The organism is Flavobacterium sp. (genome assembly GCF_040379285.1).
In the GTDB taxonomy this organism is placed as follows: Bacteria; Bacteroidota; Bacteroidia; order Flavobacteriales; family Flavobacteriaceae; genus Flavobacterium.
Map to the genome: position 1 here is coordinate 25,831 of NZ_JBEILJ010000003.1, position 17,249 is coordinate 43,079.

Genomic DNA, 17,249 nt, shown 5'->3' on the forward strand with positions numbered 1-17,249 from the left:
TCAAAATTAAAAAATACAACTTATGCCTAAAATATTGGTCATAGAAGACGAAGCTTCCATCCGTCGTGTGCTTACACGAATTTTGACAGAAGAAAGCGATACCTATCAAGTGGAAGAAGCTGAAGATGGAGTGCAAGGCCTGGAAAAAATCAAAGTCACTGATTTTGATTTGGTTTTGTGCGATATAAAAATGCCCAAAATGGATGGGGAAGAACTCCTTGAGGCGGTAAAAAAAATAAAGCCTGAAATTCCTATTGTGATGATTTCAGGGCATGGTGATATGGAAACAGCCATCAATACCATGCGATTAGGAGCTTTTGATTATATCTCCAAACCCCCTGATTTAAATCGATTACTCAATACCGTTCGCAATGCGTTGGATCGCAAGCAATTGGTTGTTGAGAATAAAATTTTAAAAAAGAAGGTTTCCAAGAACTATGAAATCATCGGGAATAGCGCACCTATTCAGCATATCAAGGAAATGATTGAAAAGGTTGCCAAAACTGATGCCCGCGTTTTAATCACGGGGCCAAATGGAACGGGTAAGGAATTAGTCGCCCACCAATTACATCAAAAAAGCGATCGCTCTGAGGCCCCTATTGTTGAAGTAAACTGCGCGGCGATTCCTTCAGAGTTGATTGAAAGTGAATTATTTGGACATGTGAAAGGAGCTTTTACTTCGGCGGTTAAAGATCGTGCCGGGAAGTTTGAGGCAGCCGACGGGGGTACTATTTTTTTGGATGAGATTGGCGATATGAGTTTGGCTGCCCAGGCAAAGGTTTTGCGGGCATTGCAGGAGAATTTAATTCAGCGGGTTGGTGCTGATAAAGATATTAAAGTCAATGTTCGCGTCATTGCAGCAACAAACAAGGATTTAAAAAAGGAAATTGAAGAAGGAAGATTTCGGGAGGATTTATACCATCGATTGGCTGTAATTTTAATCAAAGTTCCTGCGTTAAATGATCGTCGTGATGATATCCCGTTGTTGATAGAGCATTTTACAGCCAAAATTGCTGAAGAACAAGGAAATGCTCCCAAGCAGTTTTCCCAAGCTGCGGTTCAATTGCTGCAAGAATACGATTGGACAGGAAATATTCGCGAATTACGCAATGTGGTCGAGCGTTTGATTATTTTGGGAGGCCAAGAGATTTCAGAAAATGATGTGAAATTATTTGCGAGTAAATAAATTTAAAAAGGATTTATGCAGTTAAAAAAAATAAACCCATTACTTCAGCAAGCCTTGATTGAGTCGGGTTTAACGACGGCTAATGGCCTACAAGAGGGAACCTATGCAGCTATAAAAAGTGGTGCCGATATGGTTATTCAAAGTGACGCAGGTTCGGGGAAGTCAACCACAATAGCACTCCATGTTATTCAGCGCTTGGACAAACCTTTTGAATTATCTCCAAGAGCCTTGATTATATGTAATGACAAACCCAAAGTCATGGAGATGGTTGACATTTTTAATCAAATGAATAAGTATAATTCTTTGCGCATTCATCATGTTCATGATCGTTCGGATTTGGACGAAGATAAAAATCAAATTTCTCTAGGAATTGATGTATTAATTGGCACACCCAATCAATTGACGATTATGTTTGGTTCGGCTGGTTTTGATGTAAACCAATTGAAAATGTTTATTTTAGATGATGCTGAAGTGATCCTAAAAAATCGCTATGAACCCAAGATTCTTCGTTTATCGGAAAGTATTGAAAAAGTACAGCGAATATTCTTTTGTTCTCAAATTACGGAGCGCCTCGAAATTGTCGCTGAAAATATCATGATCGAACCCTTGTTTTTTGAAATGGACGACTAGGACGAAGACGACGTACAATAAAAGAATACGTTATTTAACCGATCCCGATATCTTCGGGATTTTTTATTTTTGTTAAAATTAATATCGGATAATGATAAATCAAAGACAAAACGATACATTTGTGGTATGTGGGAGATTGATAGAAGTTACTATGTAGAATTTGAAGAAACGTTCCAACGCTTGTTTGACAAAAAACAAATGTTAGATCGAGGACGACCATTGCCTCAAAGTGCCCTCCAAAAAATCAAAGAATCCTTAACCATCGAATGGACCTACAATTCCAATAGTATCGAAGGGAACACCTTGAGCCTTCGCGAAACCCAGCTTGTGCTTCAAGAGGGGATTACCATCAAAGGGAAGTCGTTGCGAGAGCATTTTGAAGTCAAAAACCATGAAGTCGCCATTGCGTATTTGTATTCTATTGTGCATGATTCCTATCAGCTTCAAAGCCGCGATATTTTAACGTTACATGCTTATGTGTTGCGTTCGATCGAAGAAGAGTTCGCGGGTCGACTTCGCAATGGAGGAGTACGTATTTCAGGCGCAAATTTTATCCCTCCCAATGCGCTTAAAGTCCCAACACTCATTGATGAGTTAATTGCCTTTGTACACAATAACCCATTAGACTTAAACACCCTAGAATTGGCAACAATTTTCCATCATAAATTTGTTTGGATACATCCATTTTTTGATGGCAACGGCAGAACGGTTCGTTTGGTGATGAATTTATTGTTAATGCAAGCGGGTTTTCCACCAGCCATCATCTTAAAAAATGACCGTAAAAAATACTACGAAGCGCTCAATCAAGCGAATAATGGTAATTATCAAAAGCTCATTTTGTTGATGTGTCAAGCTGTAGAACGCACCTTAAACATTTATTTAAATGCTTTTCCGGGTCAAGAGCCTTACGAATCGATTGCCACAATAGTGAGTGAGCCAGGTACTCCATACGGTCAGGAGTACATTAGTTTATTAGCTCGTCAAGGTAAGATTGACGCCTATAAAGAAGGCAAAAACTGGTACACCACCCGTAAAGCGATCACTGATTACATACAAAACCGTCGCAGAACAAGACAACTTTAGGGTTGTCTTTTTTCTTTTACTCCATTCTCAAGAAGTCCTTAATTCCGCTATCTTTGCCGCTTTATTTTAAAGCTATTACATCTATGATTACCGTAAACGATATCGCTGTTGAATTTGGAGGAACTACCCTTTTTAGTGAAGTTACTTTTGCTGTAAATGAAACCGATAAAATAGCCTTGATGGGCAAAAATGGTGCGGGAAAATCGACCTTATTAAAAATAGTAGCCGGTCAAAACAAACCTACACGCGGTGCTGTTTCGGCGCCCAAAGAAGCGGTAATCGCTTATTTACCCCAGCATTTATTGACGCAAGATGATGTGACGGTTTTTGAAGAGACTTCCAAAGCTTTTGCGGAAATTTTTTCGATGAAAGAAGAAATCGATGCGCTCAATGAGCAGCTTACGGTGCGCACCGATTATGAAAGCGACGATTATATGAAGTTGATTGAAAGAGTTTCTGAATTAAGCGAAAAATTTTATTCAATCGAAGAGATCAATTACGAAGCTGAAGTCGAGAAAGTCTTGAAAGGTCTTGGATTTGAGCGAGAGGATTTTCATCGGCCGACTTCTGAATTTTCGGGGGGATGGCGAATGCGCATTGAATTGGCCAAAATATTGTTGAAAAAACCCGATTTGATTTTGCTCGATGAGCCCACCAATCACTTGGATATGGATAGTATTCAATGGCTGGAAGATTTTTTATTGAATCAAGCCAAAGCCGTGATGGTGATTTCTCACGACCGTGCGTTTGTGGACAACATCACCAACCGTACCATTGAAGTAACTATGGGACGCATTTATGATTACCGTGCCAAATATTCTCATTATTTAGAATTGCGAAAAGAACGTAGAGCGCACCAACAAAAGGCGTACGAAGAGCAGCAAAAAATGATTGCTGAAACCACCGAATTTATCGAACGATTCAAAGGAACTTATTCCAAAACGTTGCAAGTACAATCGCGGGTGAAAATGTTGGAAAAACTCGAGTTAGTTGAGGTAGATGAGGTCGATACATCGGCGCTTCGTTTAAAGTTCCCACCTTCACCTCGAAGCGGGCAATATCCTGTTGTTGTAGAACATTTATCCAAAAAATATGATGATCATGTGGTGTTTAAGGAGGCCAGTATGGTGATTGAACGGGGACAAAAAGTGGCTTTTGTAGGGAAAAATGGGGAAGGGAAATCTACAATGATCAAAGCTATTATGAATGAGATCGATTTTGATGGAAAATTAGAAATCGGTCACAATGTACAAGTGGGTTATTTTGCCCAAAATCAAGCGGCATTGTTGGATGGTGAATTAACAGTATTTGAAACGATTGATCGAATAGCTGTGGGTGAGATTCGAACCAAAATCAAAGATCTTCTCGGCGCCTTTATGTTTGGCGGCGATGATGTACATAAAAAGGTAAAAGTTTTATCGGGCGGCGAGCGTACCCGTTTGGCAATGATTAAATTATTGCTTGAGCCTGTTAATGTGTTGATTTTGGATGAGCCTACGAATCATTTAGACATGAAAATAAAAGATATCATCAAAGAGGCGCTTAAAGACTTTGACGGCACCTTAATCCTGGTATCGCACGACCGGGATTTCCTAGATGGCTTGGTTACTAAGGTTTTTGAATTTGGAAACAAGCGCGTACGAGAGCATTTTGAGGATATTAAAGGATTCTTGGAATATAAAAAAATGGAAAACTTAAAAGAGATTGAAAAATAAATCAAAGGCCGGAAGCACTCAACTCCCGGCCTTTTCGTTAACCAAAATTAACCCTAACTAATTATGGTGAAATGTGTTAACCAATCGAATCAGTTCGTAGCGATAGCCCTCTTTATCTTGTCCAATTGCGGTATTGGCTAAGTTTTCTATATCCGTAACCGATTTGTTTTGAATCAATTTTGAATCTCTCAAATATAAGCCAAACCAAGCCACAGCTGCCGCAAAACGAAAATCGGGAGATGCATTGTGGGCACCGATCTCTATGTTTTGTATCACACGGGTCATTTCGGTACTACGATCACCGTCAGGTTTTTTATATCGAAATTTGACCGTTGCCAATTCACTATTTAATTGCGCATTAGTGGCAACTTTTGGGGTATATTTCAAATCATCAGTAGCCACAAATAGATTGGATTCTACGCCTGTGGGAATGATTTCATAAAAAGCCGTCACCGTATGACCACTTCCCAATTCGCCTGCATCAATGGCATCATTTTTAAAATCTTCGGGTCGTAATTTTCGATTTTCATATCCAATCAACCGATAGGCCTTGACTAAGGAGGGATTAAATTCGATTTGAATCTTGACATCTTTCGCTATTGCAAACATCGTTCCTTTGAATTCTTTGACCAAAAAACGGTTGGCTTCTTGCAAGGTATCAATGTAGGCGTAATTTCCATTGCCTTTGTTGGCCAATGTTTCCAAAGTAGTGTCTTTATAGTTCCCCATACCGTAGCCTAAACAGGTTAGAAAGACCCCAGTTTTTCTTTTTTCTTCAATCAATTGGCCCAAATCGCTGGATGAATTGTAACCGACATTAAAGTCGCCGTCGGTGGCCAAAACAACCCGATTATTGCCTCCTTTGATGAAGTTTTCCTGCGCTACTTTGTAGGCTAGTTCAATTCCAGCGCCTCCAGCGGTGCTTCCTCCCGCCGAGAGATTATCGAGTGCAGGAATGATTTTATCTTTCTGATTTCCCGCTGTAGAAGGCAATACCAACCCAGCAGCCCCAGCATACACCACGATGGCGATACGGTCATTTTCACGCAACTGTGAGGTTAAAGCCTTTAACGATTGAATGACGAGAGGTAATTTATTGGCAGCACCCATTGAACCCGAAACATCGATAAGAAACACCAAGTTGGAAGGAGGCAAAAGGTCGCTTTCCAATGTTTTTCCTTGAAGCGCAATACGCAACAGTTTGGAGTTTGTATTCCAGGGACATGCACTGTATTCGGTATGTATGGCAAAAGGATGTTCTCTTGAAGGTTGTGCGTAATTGTATTTGAAAAAATTGATCATTTCCTCAATACGAACGGCATCTTTGGGAACTTTTTGGCCACTATTAATCATACGTCGAATATTGGTATATGAAGCATTATCCACATCAATAGAAAAGGTCGATAATGGATTGGCGCGTGGACTTTCGAAGACGTTTTCAATCAATGCACCATATTCTTCATCCGGTTGGGGATTAATGTTTTTTGACTTCCAATCGCTTTTGTTTTTTTCTTCCATTACGTTAATAGGAGCCCCTGCAATTTGTCCTTGTAAAGTTTGTATCACATTGGTATTGGGTCGGTTTTCTACTATTTTACCATTGACAACAACGCTAGTGGCTGACACACTTGTTTTTTTTGTGACGAGCCGGTATCCATGCGTAATAACAACTTCATCCAATACCTTTGCTTCAGCATTTAATTGAATGTGGTAATGATTGGCTTTACCCACGACCACTTCTTTGGTTTGGTACCCAATATAACTCACACTTAATGTGGAGCCAATATTCACCGACATACTAAACTTCCCATCCAAGTCGGAGGTAATTTGTTTTTTTGTTCCTTTAACTGCGATGTAGGCTCCGGGGAGTAATGTTTCCTGGTCATCGACAACTTGCCCTGTGATGGTTTTTAATTGCCCAAAGCTTACGAAATGAATAAGCATAGCAAGGGCTAACGAAAGATGTTTTACATATTTCATGGCGTTACTTTTTTACGTTAAACAATAGTTTGATTTACTTCTTCGGTGTAGGTTTTCCTGTTTTCGTAGTGATAATCACCACACCATTTTCAGCTTTTTTACCATAGATTTCGATCGCTTTTTCGGCCTGCAGTACCGTAACCGATTCAATAGGTTGTTCTTTAAGTGGGGCATAAGGACAAGTCGGGTTGGGGCCAAACACTTCCTTTTCAGTGTATTCTGTTCCATCAATAATATAGAGCGGATTATTTAAATACACCACAGAATCGGCATCCTCAAGATTGTAATTTTCGGTAACCTCGCCATCTACGACAACCAACGGTTCCTCTTTTTGCGCTGTATTTTTACTTTTCCCTCGTAAGACCATTTTCGGACTTTCTTGTACGCCAATAGCGTCAAATTTTCGTTGCGGAACTAATGTACTTCTCAAATTAGACGAGGCGGTATTGTAAGCTCCGGGTTGTACGATTACTTCTTTGGGAACTCTACTATTTTGCGTAACAATATCAGCTTCTTTTTGAACTTCCTCTTGAATTTCCTGTTTTTTCTCAGCCTCGGCTACTATGGGTGTCGCTTGAACTGATTTTTCAACCAAAGTCTCAAGGTTGGGTTGCAGTGCAGGATGATTGGGTGTTTCCACAGGGTGATCGACCGCTGAGGGATTGTTACTGGGTTGAACGGTTACCTCATTTGAAAGGATTTCCTTTTTAGGCAAAAGGGGTGAAGTCGGCGTAGGACTTTCTGAGCTATTCCAAATCAAATAGCTGATAGAAATGAGCAACGTAACCGATGCAGCTACAGCAATTTTCTTCCATTTCCATTGTTCTTGTACCGCTACTTTATGATCCAGCTTGGTTTCAACACGGTCCCATATTTTTTCCATACCTGGAAAAGTATCTTCGGTCGTCGTCGCATCGAGTTGCTGAAATTGGCTCCAAAATTTATCGTTATGTTCCATAATTTATTTCGCCTGTTGGTAATAATGTAGGTTGACCAATTCCTTAAGTTTGGATTTGGCAAAATTGAGTTGTGATTTTGAGGTTCCTTCCGTGATCGAGAGTAGGGTTGAAATCTCTTTATGACTATAGCCTTCAATGACAAATAGCGAAAAAATAGTTCGACTTCCATGCGGCAATGTGTCCAACAATTTCAGTAAGTCAGCTTCCAAAAGCGGTTGCTCTTGCTCGGCTTCAACACCAGGAATTTGCGGGCGGTCTTCAAGGTACAAGTTGAAATTGACTTTCTTCTTCAAATGCCGTAAACATTCGTTTATAGTGATGCGTTTCGCCCAACTCCAAAACGCTTTGTTTTCGTTGAGTTGATCAATTTTTGTAAAAAGAATAAAAAATGAATCGGCTAATACTTCCTCAATTTCTTCCTCCTTTTTTAAATACCTTTTACACAAACGGTACAAATACGGACCTAATTTTTCATAGACCTGTCGTTGTGCCTCACGTTGTTTTTTTCGGCAGCCCTCTATTAATTTTTCATCAATCACGGGGTAGGTGTTTTTATAGTAAAGAGATACCTTCTTCTCAAAAGGTTGGAAACCCAATGGTTTTTTTTCAAAAGTATTGATTTTAAGGAGAGTGATAGCCAAAAAAAACCTCCCGAAGGAGGCTTTCTTAATTAACCATCAATTTTTTTATGAATTCATTTTTGTATTCATCTTGGAAATGTAGGATATACATGCCCGGACTTAAATTTGAGGGAATCTGAATACGAGTAGTTCCCGAATCTAAAATTATTTTTGTAGTTGTAATGGATTGTCCCAAGGTAGAATATAATGTTATGGTTGCTGGAATGGACTCTTGAGAATTTTGGACGGCAATTTCACCAGCATCATACTGCGCCATAAATTGCGCGGCATTAAATTCCGTTTGACTTAAAGCACTATAGCGCAAGTTTTCCCATGTTTGAGCAATACTTATCAATCCCATACGGCCCAAAGGGGCATTGGCATTTCGTAAGTTGATTACCATTCGATCTAACGTATTGCTTGCATCTTCACCGTTATTAGTCAAGGCATTAGGTAAGGTAGGTTCATCGGCCATTACAACGGGGTTAGTATACAAACGCAAGATATCATCCGAACCACCGCTGAACATGCTGTATCGAACCACCACTAATTGATTTGTGTTTAAAGCGTAGGGAATGGAAGACCAAACAATATTTCCACTATTTTTAGAAATACCTACACTATATTGTGAAGAATTCAATCGAACCACATATACTTTTAACGCCGCAGTTGTAGTACTTGTACCACTGATTCTAAAAAATTCCTGACTCGAATAGGCGCAACTTGACAATCGTAATACAAATCCAATGTAGATTTCACCTGCAATTTGAGCTGGAAAAGGAACGCCACAGCCGTCACCATTGGCAATTAATTCAACAGAACGATTAGCGGTTCCCCAATTTAAAAATCCAACCGTTTGTTGAATCACTTTAGCATTAGAGCAATTAGACGTGTTGCATGAACCTAATCCGTAGGTGTTTTCGGAATTCGTCCAAAGACCTTGTCCTGAGAGATTTTGATTAACTATATAACTGTTAAAATCTTCGCGAAAAAAATTTTGAGCAGTGGCACTAAGCACTAATAGTTGAAATAGAAATAAGGTAATTGTTTTCATCGGTTTTATTTTGATTTGACCACACTAAATTACAATTAAAGTAATGTAATACTTACAAATAGCGATAAAATAATAATATTAACTACACAAAAGTGCATTTCATCGAGTTTTGAAGTATCTACATTAATAATTATAAGAATAATATTACAAAATATTTTATTTGATACATGGATTCTTTTTGCATAGCTCAAAAAAGGGGTCTACATTTGTTCCTTATTTGATAACGATGACTTGGCAATCGTACCGTAAAGAATTTACCTATAATATACAATTGGCCTATCCTGTGATTTTGGGAATGGTGGGACATACTTTAATTGGTATCGTTGATAATATTATGGTAGGTCGATTGGGAAGTACTGAATTGGCCGCGGTATCACTTGGTAATAGTCTCATTTTTGTAGCAATGTCTCTGGGAATTGGGTTTTCAACCGCTTTGACTCCTTTGATTGCGCATTCAGATGCGTCTAGCGATATCCAACAAATTCGCACCTATTTTCAGCACGGGTGGATTTTATGCACCCTTTTGGGTTGGATGTTATTTGGTCTCGTCGTATTGTCAATTCCTTTACTTAAACTATTGGAACAGCCAGCGGAAGTGCTGGTACTTGCCGAACCTTTCCTAGTACAGGTGGCTTTCTCATTAGTTCCTTTAATTATGTATCAGGCTTACAAACAGTTTGCTGATGGATTATCGCTTACCAAGTATTCTATGTATGCTATTTTGTTGGCCAATGTGGTGCACATCATACTCAATTACATCTTTATTTATGGGTGGTGGATTTTTCCAAAAATGGGCATTCAAGGGGCGGCTTTAGGAACTGTTTTGTCTCGTATCACTATGCTGGTCTTTATGCATGTTTTACTTTTTCGGCAACCGCAACTTCGAGCCTATTTTTCGAAATTTCATTTTAAAAATTTACAGTATCGGGTTGCGAAACAAATTGTTGATTTGGGAATCCCCTCGGCATTGCAAATGTTGTTTGAGGTGGTTTTGTTTACCGCGGCCATTTGGCTATGTGGAACCCTAGGAAAAACAAGTCAAGCGGCCAACCAAATCGCGTTGAGTTTGGCGTCGCTGACTTTCATGTTTGCTATGGGCCTTAGCGTAGTTTCGATGATTCGTGTGGGCAACTTCAAAGGAATGCAAGATTATAGAGGACTAGTGCGCGTTGCCCGTTCTGTTTTCTTGCTAGCTGTTTTGGTTGAAATCGTATTTGCGCTGTTTTTCCTGCTCTTTCATACCCATTTGCCTCAACTATTTCTCGATGTAGACAACAGTAACGAATGGTCTAATACACTCGAAGTACTAACTATTGCCTCTAATTTATTGATTGTCGCTGCTTTTTTTCAAATTTCCGATGGGATACAAGTAGTGGTTTTGGGAGCGCTACGGGGACTCCAAGATGTAAAAATACCCATGTATATTACCTTTATCGCCTATTGGATTGTTGGATTTCCATTATCCTTTTACCTTGGGAAGTATACCGCGTTGGGTGCTGTTGGGGTTTGGATAGGATTATTGGCTGGATTGACGTTTGCTGCAATTTTTTTGTATATTCGTTTTCATTATTTAACCAAGAAATTAACCCAAAACACAGTAATTTAAAACACATCACTACATTGCGCTACTACTTCAAGTTGTAGATCTAGATTTAAAGTCAAATTTAGTCGCAACGCTGCCTTTTGTTTTATTACTTTAATTAATTATTTTTCATGAATCTTCCAAAATTTGTACTGGCTGATAACTCTCAGTTTCCCGACGACCTTTTCGTTATTCATTTAGATTATCCTCGATTCATTATTAACTTGGCCAATGATGAGGTCGAAATATTTGATGATGTCGATGATGAAGATCAGGCTGAATTGGAGGCCGAAATGGAAGCCCTAATCCAACAAGCAGGCGAATTCTACGATGCTGAAATGGAAGATTTTGAATAAACATTTTTTTATCTATAATCCTATCTTATTATGATCAAGAACAATTTGAAAGCCTTACTATTGCTTTGTTTAGTAAGCACTGTAATGATTTCATGTGGAGGCAATTCCAATGAAGTAGTATTGAAATATGTAACCGACAAAACGTTGGCCGTTTCTAGAATCAATTTAAACGAACTCGATGGGAAACTTCCCAAAGAGGAAATTGCCAAAGATCCCAATATGCAAAACATGTCTGACAATGAGAAAGAAGCTTTTCAATTGCTCATGAATGGCGAAAGTGCGGGGATCAACATGGACGAACCCATGTATGTGATGGTTGATAATGTGAATAATGATATGGCGGTTTCTATCATCATGAGTTTGGATGATGTCAAAATTTTTGAACAAAAGTTTTCAAAACTCACCCGCAAAGAAGTTAAAGTAGATGCTGCTAAAAAAACGGTTTATGCCGGGAGTGAGCTGATAGGAACACTCGATGATGATGTGCTTATTTTGTCAAAGTTCACCAACTATAACAACAGTTACGGTCAAAATTACCAAGAAACGGATGAGAAATATTACGCCGATTTCCGAGCACGGAAGGCTACCGAAAACGAATCCGTTCAGGAGCAAATAAAAACGGCGCTTACCGAAGAAACCGATATGAGTCTTTGGGTGAATTTGCATGGGGTGATCAATACGGCTTCCAAAGGATATATTGAGTCGTTGGCGGTGAATAAATTGCTCTTAAATGCCGCTTTAGCAGTTTCAGTTCGTTTTGAAAAAGGGGAGATTGTTATGGCATCGCAAACGCATTTTAATGACGAAATGCGTAAGGTGGTTGAAAAATATTACCAAGGAAAAGGAGTCAACTATGATATGGTAAAAAACATAGAATTGGACGATACTTCGGGCTATGGAATTGGATTTTTCAGCATGGATTTGGTGCGTTATATGGTCAAAGAAGCAGGCTTGGAGTCGGCTGCCAATAACATGTTGGCCTCTCAAGAGTTAACCCTAGATGATGTGATGAATGCGTTTACAGGGGATTTTGCGTATGCCAACTTTAAGTTCTTCCAAAATTACAGCGAAGACAATATGCAATATGGGGTTTATCCCAAACAAAATATGCTACTTGCTTTGGGCATCGATAAAGCAAAAGGTAAAAAGATGATGGATTTTATCAATACCAAAATGATGCCTATGATTCAAAGTCAAGGTACCGTTCTCATGACAAATTCGATGATGGTATTTGCTACAGAACCTGCCAAATTGGAAGGTATTAAAAAGAGTAAAGTCGCCAACAATACCAAGTTGAATAAGGAATCAGGGTTAAACAGTATCTCGTGGATGGATGGCTCGCAAATTAATGAAGGTTTGCGTTATACCAACATGCGCGCTAATATCAAAGATATTGTTTCTACAGCCAAAGTAACCGATGGCTCTTTTACCTCGGAAATTAAAATCACTTTAGACAAGAATAAAGAAAACGCGATTCATTACTTCATGGGGTATGAATAAACTCGGATTACATGCGGTTTTCCCCGTTTATTTCTCCCCTAAATTGGCGGAATCTTCGCTTTGGAAACAAGAAATCACCTTTGAAAAAGGCAACCAATATTTAATTGTTGCCCCTTCTGGGAGTGGGAAATCTACCTTAGCTACAGCGCTTTTCGGGAATCATTTCCACTATGAAGGGACAATCACCTACGACGGCCAAATCCTCCAAAATTTATCCTTGGAGGAATTGGTGCGTTTTCGTCAAAAAGGAATTCAACTGCTTTTTCAGGATGTACGTCTTATTCCTGAACAAACCATTCGTGAAAATATACTGATGCGAACGTTTGGTAAAGCTGATGCGGCAACCCAAAACCTGTTAGAAACCTATGCCCAACGTTTGGGTATTGCCAAAGTGCTCGATCAAAAGGCGACGCAATGCTCTTATGGCGAGCGGCAACGGGGTGCCATCTTACGAAGTTTGATACATCCCGCCGATTTTTTGGTCTATGACGAATGTTTTAGTCATTTGGATTCCGCCAACCGGAAAGTAGCTTATGATTTGATTGTTGAAGTAGCTTTTTCCCACCAATCTGCGGTCCTATTCTTTGAACTGAATGCTTTTGCGTTCCCTCACCAATGTCACGTTTTACAGCTCTAATGAATCAATCTGTTTCCAAATCGGTTTGGGTTATCCCAGGACTTTTACTGGCCTTTTTGCTGGTGTTGGGGTGTGTCCAATTGTATAGCAATGCCAATGCGCTTTTTGGTGCCAAAAACGAGTCGTATAACTATTGGATTACCTTATCCAAAACGATTACCCCAGACAATATCGGACGAAAAGAATTAATCGGTTTCAATGCCAATGATTTGGCCGAATTGCGAAAATGGAGTGAAGTAAAGCAAGTATTTCCGATCATTTCCAATGATTTTAAAGTCTCAGCCGATGGCGGTAATTTCATTCCGTTTTATACCGATATGTACCTAGAGGCCGTTGACAATGAGGCGATCGATATTCAAGATTTGTCAGCGTTTAAAGTTGAAAACAATGTAATTCCCATTGTTATCTCTAGGGAATATTTGAATTTGTACAACTACGGATTTGCGCTTAACCAAGGCTTACCCCAGATTACTGAAGATTTTGCCAAAAAAATTGAAGTCAATATCAATTTGACCCTAAAAGATAAAAATGTAACCTACAAAGGGCGGTTGATCGGACTCAGTGATCGCATACACTCGGTTTTAGTCCCCAAAGCCTTTTTGGATTCACTCAATGCTACCCAATCCTTTTCACAAAAACATCGTGATATTTACACCCGTGTTTTGGTAAAAGTTAACGATGCAAAAGATGGTGGGTTGATTGCCAAAATGGAGAAAAAAGGATACGAATCCAATCAAGAATCGCTTCGTTCGGCCAAGATTAAAGGGAAAATCATGTTGGTATTACAAGCTATCGCTTTACTAGGCGTTTTTATACTATTGTTGAGTGTTGTGTTGGTGATTAACTACATTAAAATGGCCTTTTTAGAACGTCGGGAGGAAGTTTCCATCAAATACGCTTTAGGCTATTCACCCAAAAAAATGGTGCAACAAATTAGTTTTCGATTTAGCCGAATGTTGTTGGTAATTTTGCTGTTTACGCTAGGAATTCTCTCCATAGCTCAATATTCACTATCAAAACTTTCCCTGAGTCAAGGCATGCTTTCACCGTATCTAGATCCTTGGTTGGGAGTAATGGCGCTTGTGATTCCGTTTGTGATGTATGCCATGGTATTTCAGCTTATATACCGCTGGTTAGTTCGGTCTTGGCGATTGATTACTTAATCGTTGGGCGTTTTCGCCAATTCTAATAATGAATGAGCTGCCGCAAAAGGCGACATTTGATGTTGAGAAACCGCTTCTTTGTAATGGTCAAGTGCGTTCATTACTTTAGGATGCGTAAAAAAGGTTGTTTTCAATTGTTCTTGTATGGTTTCTAGCATCCAATATTCATTTTGAGCACGGCGTTTGGTTTCAAAATATCCATTCTCTTGAGCCAATGTTTGATAGGTGGTAATGGTTTCCCAAACGGTATCAATACCTTTTTTTTCAAATGCACTGCAAGTACTCACAAGTGGTGTCCAGCCGCTTTTTTTGGCAGGAAAAAGATGCAAGGCACGTTGAAATTCGGTTTTAGCTAATTTCGCTTTGGCAACGTTATCTCCATCGGCTTTATTGATTACAATTGCATCGGCCATCTCCATTATTCCGCGTTTGATGCCTTGAAGTTCATCACCGGCTCCCGCAATTTTTAAGAGTAAAAAGAAGTCTACCATGCTATGTACCGCCGTTTCGCTTTGTCCGACACCCACGGTTTCAATAATGATGGTATCAAATCCAGCCGCTTCACATAAAATAATGGTTTCCCTTGTTTTTCGGGCTACGCCACCCAAACTATCCCCTGCGGCACTGGGACGAATGTACGCATGGGGTTCCTTTACCAATTCTTCCATACGGGTTTTGTCACCCAAAATACTACCATGCGATAACATACTACTAGGGTCAACGGCCAAAACGGCAACTTTTTTCCCCAATCCAGTCAAGTGCATCCCTAACGCTTCAATAAACGTACTTTTTCCTACGCCAGGAACACCCGTAATTCCAATACGCAGCGATTGATTGGCAAAAGGAAGGCAACCATTGATAACGGCATTCGCTTTTTCAAGGTGTTGGGTTTGGGTACTTTCAATAAGCGTAATCGCCCGACTCAATGCGGTGATGTCGCCTTGACGTATACCCTGAATTAAATCGGTAGCGGTGGGTTGTATACGGCGTTTAGACACCACCTGTTGCAACGCTTTCGCATTGACAGTTGGAGGAGGAGGAATTCCTTCCTTTTCTTGTAAAGCCGATTTTTTACCCATTTGTTTTGCTACCACAAAAGTTTTCGTAAAGATATTAATTTCAACATGGGTTAACGCATCAAATTTAGGGTTTAAAGAGGAATCTGCTAAACCATTAAATTTTATTTTCATTCAAGCTTTTACTACTTTTTTTGTTGATGTTAAAAAGGAGTATGTTCTACATTGAATTTCCAATTTTATGGTTAACGGAATATTTGCGGTACAGATTACTGATTTAATAGGCTGAAAGCTTCATTTTTTGGGAACAAAACTTTATTTTTACGCGAACTATACTGAAAATAAAAATGGCTATTTCTTTAGAACTTTTAGCCCGTCTTGAAGCGATTGTCGGGCCTTCCTATATTTCCATCGACCCCGACGTATTGAAGTACTACGGACATGACGAAACGGAAGATTTGGTTTTTCCTCCCAATGTGGTGGTAAAACCCGGTTCAACTCAAGAGATTGCTGAGCTCATTAAGGTGGCCAATAGTTATAAAATACCTGTAACTCCTATTGGTGCACGTACGGGTTTGAGTGGAGGCGCATTGTGCGTATACGAGGGTATTGGGTTGTCAATGGAGCGATTGAATACGATTATTGAGATTGACGAACAAAATTTACAAGTTACGGTTGAACCCGCTGTAATCACTCAGGTGTTGCGCGAAGCAGTAGCCGAAAAAGGGCTCTTTTATCCCGTAGACCCGAGTAGTATGGGAAGCTGTTTCATTGGCGGGAATGTGGCTGAAAATTCAGGAGGAGCACGTGCTGTCAAATACGGGGTAACCAAAGATTATGTGTTGAATTTAGAAGTGGTATTGCCTAATGGTGAGATCATCTGGACCGGAGCCAATACCTTAAAGAATTCAACGGGTTACAATTTGACACAATTAATGGTAGGAAGCGAGGGTACCTTAGGCGTCATCACAAAAATTGTGTTGAAGTTGATTCCGCTAAACTCTCATAATATCCTTATGTTGGTCCCGTTTTTCAAAGCAGAAGAAGCGTGTGAAGCTGTTTCAGCGCTATTCCGAGCAGGGATTGTGCCCAGTGCTTTGGAATTTATGGAACGCGATGCGATTGATTTTGCATTGCGCTATGTAGAGGGAATTTCCGTTGCAGTTACCGATGCCGTGCAAGCCCATTTGTTGATTGAAGTTGATGGAAATTATCCCGAAGTGTTAATGCAAGAGGCGGAGAAAATCATGCATGTGGTGGAACAGTTTGCCATCGATGAAATATTGTTTGCCGATACCGAAGACCAAAAGAAAGCCCTCTGGAAAATGCGACGTTCGGTAGCTGAAGCGGTTAAAGCCAATTCGGTTTATAAAGAAGAAGACACGGTGGTGCCCCGCTACATGTTGCCCGAATTGTTGACTGGGGTAAAAAAAATAGGCGAAAAGTACGGGTTCAAATCCGTGTGCTACGGACATGCAGGCGATGGAAATCTTCATATCAACATCCTTAAAGGCGATTTGACCGATGCCCATTGGATGCATGAAGTGCCCAAAGGGATTCGTGAAATATTTGAACTTACGGTTCGTTTAAAAGGAACGCTTTCAGGGGAACACGGTATTGGGTTAGTTCAAAAGAATTATATGGATATTGCGTTTTCCAAAGTGCATTTGGAGCTAATGGAACGAATTAAACATGTTTTTGACCCCAATAATATTTTAAATCCAGGAAAAATTTTCCCCGACCATTTATAATTTTTTAAGTTAAAAAG

At 39.7% G+C, this 17,249-nt stretch carries 15 protein-coding genes; 10 read left to right on the forward strand and 5 right to left on the reverse strand.

Annotation, left to right across the window (positions count from 1 at the left end):
• Positions 1-22: 22 nt before the first annotated feature.
• From ABWO12_RS01280 to ABWO12_RS01295, 4 genes are all read left to right on the forward strand, one after another.
• Positions 23-1,186 (forward strand): sigma-54-dependent transcriptional regulator, encoded by a 1,164-nt coding sequence (locus tag ABWO12_RS01280; protein WP_353086522.1) that lies wholly within the window; start codon positions 23-25, stop codon positions 1,184-1,186.
• Between the two features lie 15 nt (positions 1,187-1,201).
• Positions 1,202-1,816 carry a DEAD/DEAH box helicase gene (locus ABWO12_RS01285; protein WP_353086524.1) on the forward strand — a complete coding sequence of 205 codons (615 nt, stop codon included), beginning with the start codon at positions 1,202-1,204 and terminating at the stop codon, positions 1,814-1,816.
• Between the two features lie 126 nt (positions 1,817-1,942).
• The gene (locus ABWO12_RS01290) at positions 1,943-2,899 is read left to right on the forward strand and encodes a Fic family protein (protein ID WP_353086526.1); all 957 of its coding nucleotides are present in this window, start codon (positions 1,943-1,945) and stop codon (positions 2,897-2,899) included.
• A gap of 83 nt (positions 2,900-2,982) precedes the next feature.
• Positions 2,983-4,614 carry an ABC-F family ATP-binding cassette domain-containing protein gene (locus ABWO12_RS01295; protein WP_353086528.1) on the forward strand — a complete coding sequence of 544 codons (1,632 nt, stop codon included), beginning with the start codon at positions 2,983-2,985 and terminating at the stop codon, positions 4,612-4,614.
• Positions 4,615-4,671: 57 nt separating this feature from the next.
• Here ABWO12_RS01295 and ABWO12_RS01300 read toward each other — a convergent pair whose 3' ends face one another.
• The 4 genes from ABWO12_RS01300 to ABWO12_RS01315 form a co-directional block, all read right to left on the reverse strand.
• Positions 4,672-6,594 (reverse strand): vWA domain-containing protein, encoded by a 1,923-nt coding sequence (locus tag ABWO12_RS01300; protein ID WP_353086530.1) that lies wholly within the window; start codon positions 6,592-6,594, stop codon positions 4,672-4,674.
• Positions 6,595-6,628: 34 nt separating this feature from the next.
• Positions 6,629-7,552 (reverse strand): hypothetical protein, encoded by a 924-nt coding sequence (locus tag ABWO12_RS01305; protein WP_353086532.1) that lies wholly within the window; start codon positions 7,550-7,552, stop codon positions 6,629-6,631.
• A gap of 3 nt (positions 7,553-7,555) precedes the next feature.
• Entirely contained in the window at positions 7,556-8,089 is a 534-nt protein-coding gene (locus ABWO12_RS01310; protein WP_353086639.1) for an RNA polymerase sigma factor, read from the reverse strand.
• Between the two features lie 130 nt (positions 8,090-8,219).
• Entirely contained in the window at positions 8,220-9,227 is a 1,008-nt protein-coding gene (locus tag ABWO12_RS01315; protein WP_353086534.1) for a T9SS type A sorting domain-containing protein, read from the reverse strand.
• A 226-nt stretch (positions 9,228-9,453) separates the two neighbouring features.
• Between ABWO12_RS01315 and ABWO12_RS01320 the strand changes: the two genes are divergently transcribed.
• The 5 genes from ABWO12_RS01320 (at position 9,454) to ABWO12_RS01340 (ending at position 14,465) form a co-directional block, all read left to right on the forward strand.
• Entirely contained in the window at positions 9,454-10,833 is a 1,380-nt protein-coding gene (locus tag ABWO12_RS01320; protein WP_353086536.1) for an MATE family efflux transporter, read from the forward strand.
• Positions 10,834-10,940: 107 nt separating this feature from the next.
• Positions 10,941-11,165: a DUF8828 family protein gene (locus tag ABWO12_RS01325; protein ID WP_353086538.1), complete on the forward strand. Its 225-nt coding sequence runs from the start codon at positions 10,941-10,943 to the stop codon at positions 11,163-11,165.
• Positions 11,166-11,195: 30 nt separating this feature from the next.
• Positions 11,196-12,665, forward strand: coding sequence for a DUF4836 family protein (locus ABWO12_RS01330; protein WP_353086540.1), 1,470 nt, complete (start codon positions 11,196-11,198; stop codon positions 12,663-12,665).
• Positions 12,658-13,302 (forward strand): ATP-binding cassette domain-containing protein, encoded by a 645-nt coding sequence (locus ABWO12_RS01335; RefSeq protein ID WP_353086542.1) that lies wholly within the window; start codon positions 12,658-12,660, stop codon positions 13,300-13,302. Before ABWO12_RS01330 ends, ABWO12_RS01335 begins: the two co-directional genes overlap by 8 nt.
• Complete coding sequence (locus ABWO12_RS01340) at positions 13,302-14,465, forward strand: FtsX-like permease family protein (RefSeq protein ID WP_353086544.1); 1,164 nt, start codon at positions 13,302-13,304, stop codon at positions 14,463-14,465. Before ABWO12_RS01335 ends, ABWO12_RS01340 begins: the two co-directional genes overlap by 1 nt.
• Here the strand turns inward: ABWO12_RS01340 and meaB are convergent.
• Entirely contained in the window at positions 14,462-15,544 is a 1,083-nt protein-coding gene (meaB, locus tag ABWO12_RS01345; protein ID WP_353086641.1) for a methylmalonyl Co-A mutase-associated GTPase MeaB, read from the reverse strand. The two genes, ABWO12_RS01340 and meaB, sit on opposite strands and share 4 nt — an antisense overlap.
• Positions 15,545-15,828: 284 nt before the next feature.
• On the opposite strand from meaB, the gene ABWO12_RS01350 reads away from it, so the two are divergent.
• On the forward strand, positions 15,829-17,232 hold the full coding sequence (locus ABWO12_RS01350; RefSeq protein WP_353086546.1) for an FAD-binding oxidoreductase: 1,404 nt from the start codon (positions 15,829-15,831) through the stop codon (positions 17,230-17,232).
• The last annotated feature ends 17 nt before the right edge of the window (positions 17,233-17,249 follow it).

What these genes read in the sequence shown, in the direction of transcription:
- ABWO12_RS01280 (WP_353086522.1), top strand. Translation starts at nt 23, where the DNA reads ATGCCTAAAATATTGGTCATAGAAGACGAAGCTTCCATCCGTCGTGTG.
- ABWO12_RS01285 (WP_353086524.1), top strand. Translation starts at nt 1,202, where the DNA reads ATGCAGTTAAAAAAAATAAACCCATTACTTCAGCAAGCCTTGATTGAG.
- ABWO12_RS01290 (WP_353086526.1), top strand. Translation starts at nt 1,943, where the DNA reads ATGTGGGAGATTGATAGAAGTTACTATGTAGAATTTGAAGAAACGTTC.
- ABWO12_RS01295 (WP_353086528.1), top strand. Translation starts at nt 2,983, where the DNA reads ATGATTACCGTAAACGATATCGCTGTTGAATTTGGAGGAACTACCCTT.
- ABWO12_RS01300 (WP_353086530.1), bottom strand. Translation starts at nt 6,594, where the DNA reads ATGAAATATGTAAAACATCTTTCGTTAGCCCTTGCTATGCTTATTCAT.
- ABWO12_RS01305 (WP_353086532.1), bottom strand. Translation starts at nt 7,552, where the DNA reads ATGGAACATAACGATAAATTTTGGAGCCAATTTCAGCAACTCGATGCG.
- ABWO12_RS01315 (WP_353086534.1), bottom strand. Translation starts at nt 9,227, where the DNA reads ATGAAAACAATTACCTTATTTCTATTTCAACTATTAGTGCTTAGTGCC.
- ABWO12_RS01320 (WP_353086536.1), top strand. Translation starts at nt 9,454, where the DNA reads ATGACTTGGCAATCGTACCGTAAAGAATTTACCTATAATATACAATTG.
- ABWO12_RS01325 (WP_353086538.1), top strand. Translation starts at nt 10,941, where the DNA reads ATGAATCTTCCAAAATTTGTACTGGCTGATAACTCTCAGTTTCCCGAC.
- ABWO12_RS01330 (WP_353086540.1), top strand. Translation starts at nt 11,196, where the DNA reads ATGATCAAGAACAATTTGAAAGCCTTACTATTGCTTTGTTTAGTAAGC.
- ABWO12_RS01335 (WP_353086542.1), top strand. Translation starts at nt 12,658, where the DNA reads ATGAATAAACTCGGATTACATGCGGTTTTCCCCGTTTATTTCTCCCCT.
- ABWO12_RS01340 (WP_353086544.1), top strand. Translation starts at nt 13,302, where the DNA reads ATGAATCAATCTGTTTCCAAATCGGTTTGGGTTATCCCAGGACTTTTA.
- meaB (WP_353086641.1), bottom strand. Translation starts at nt 15,544, where the DNA reads ATGGGTAAAAAATCGGCTTTACAAGAAAAGGAAGGAATTCCTCCTCCT.
- ABWO12_RS01350 (WP_353086546.1), top strand. Translation starts at nt 15,829, where the DNA reads ATGGCTATTTCTTTAGAACTTTTAGCCCGTCTTGAAGCGATTGTCGGG.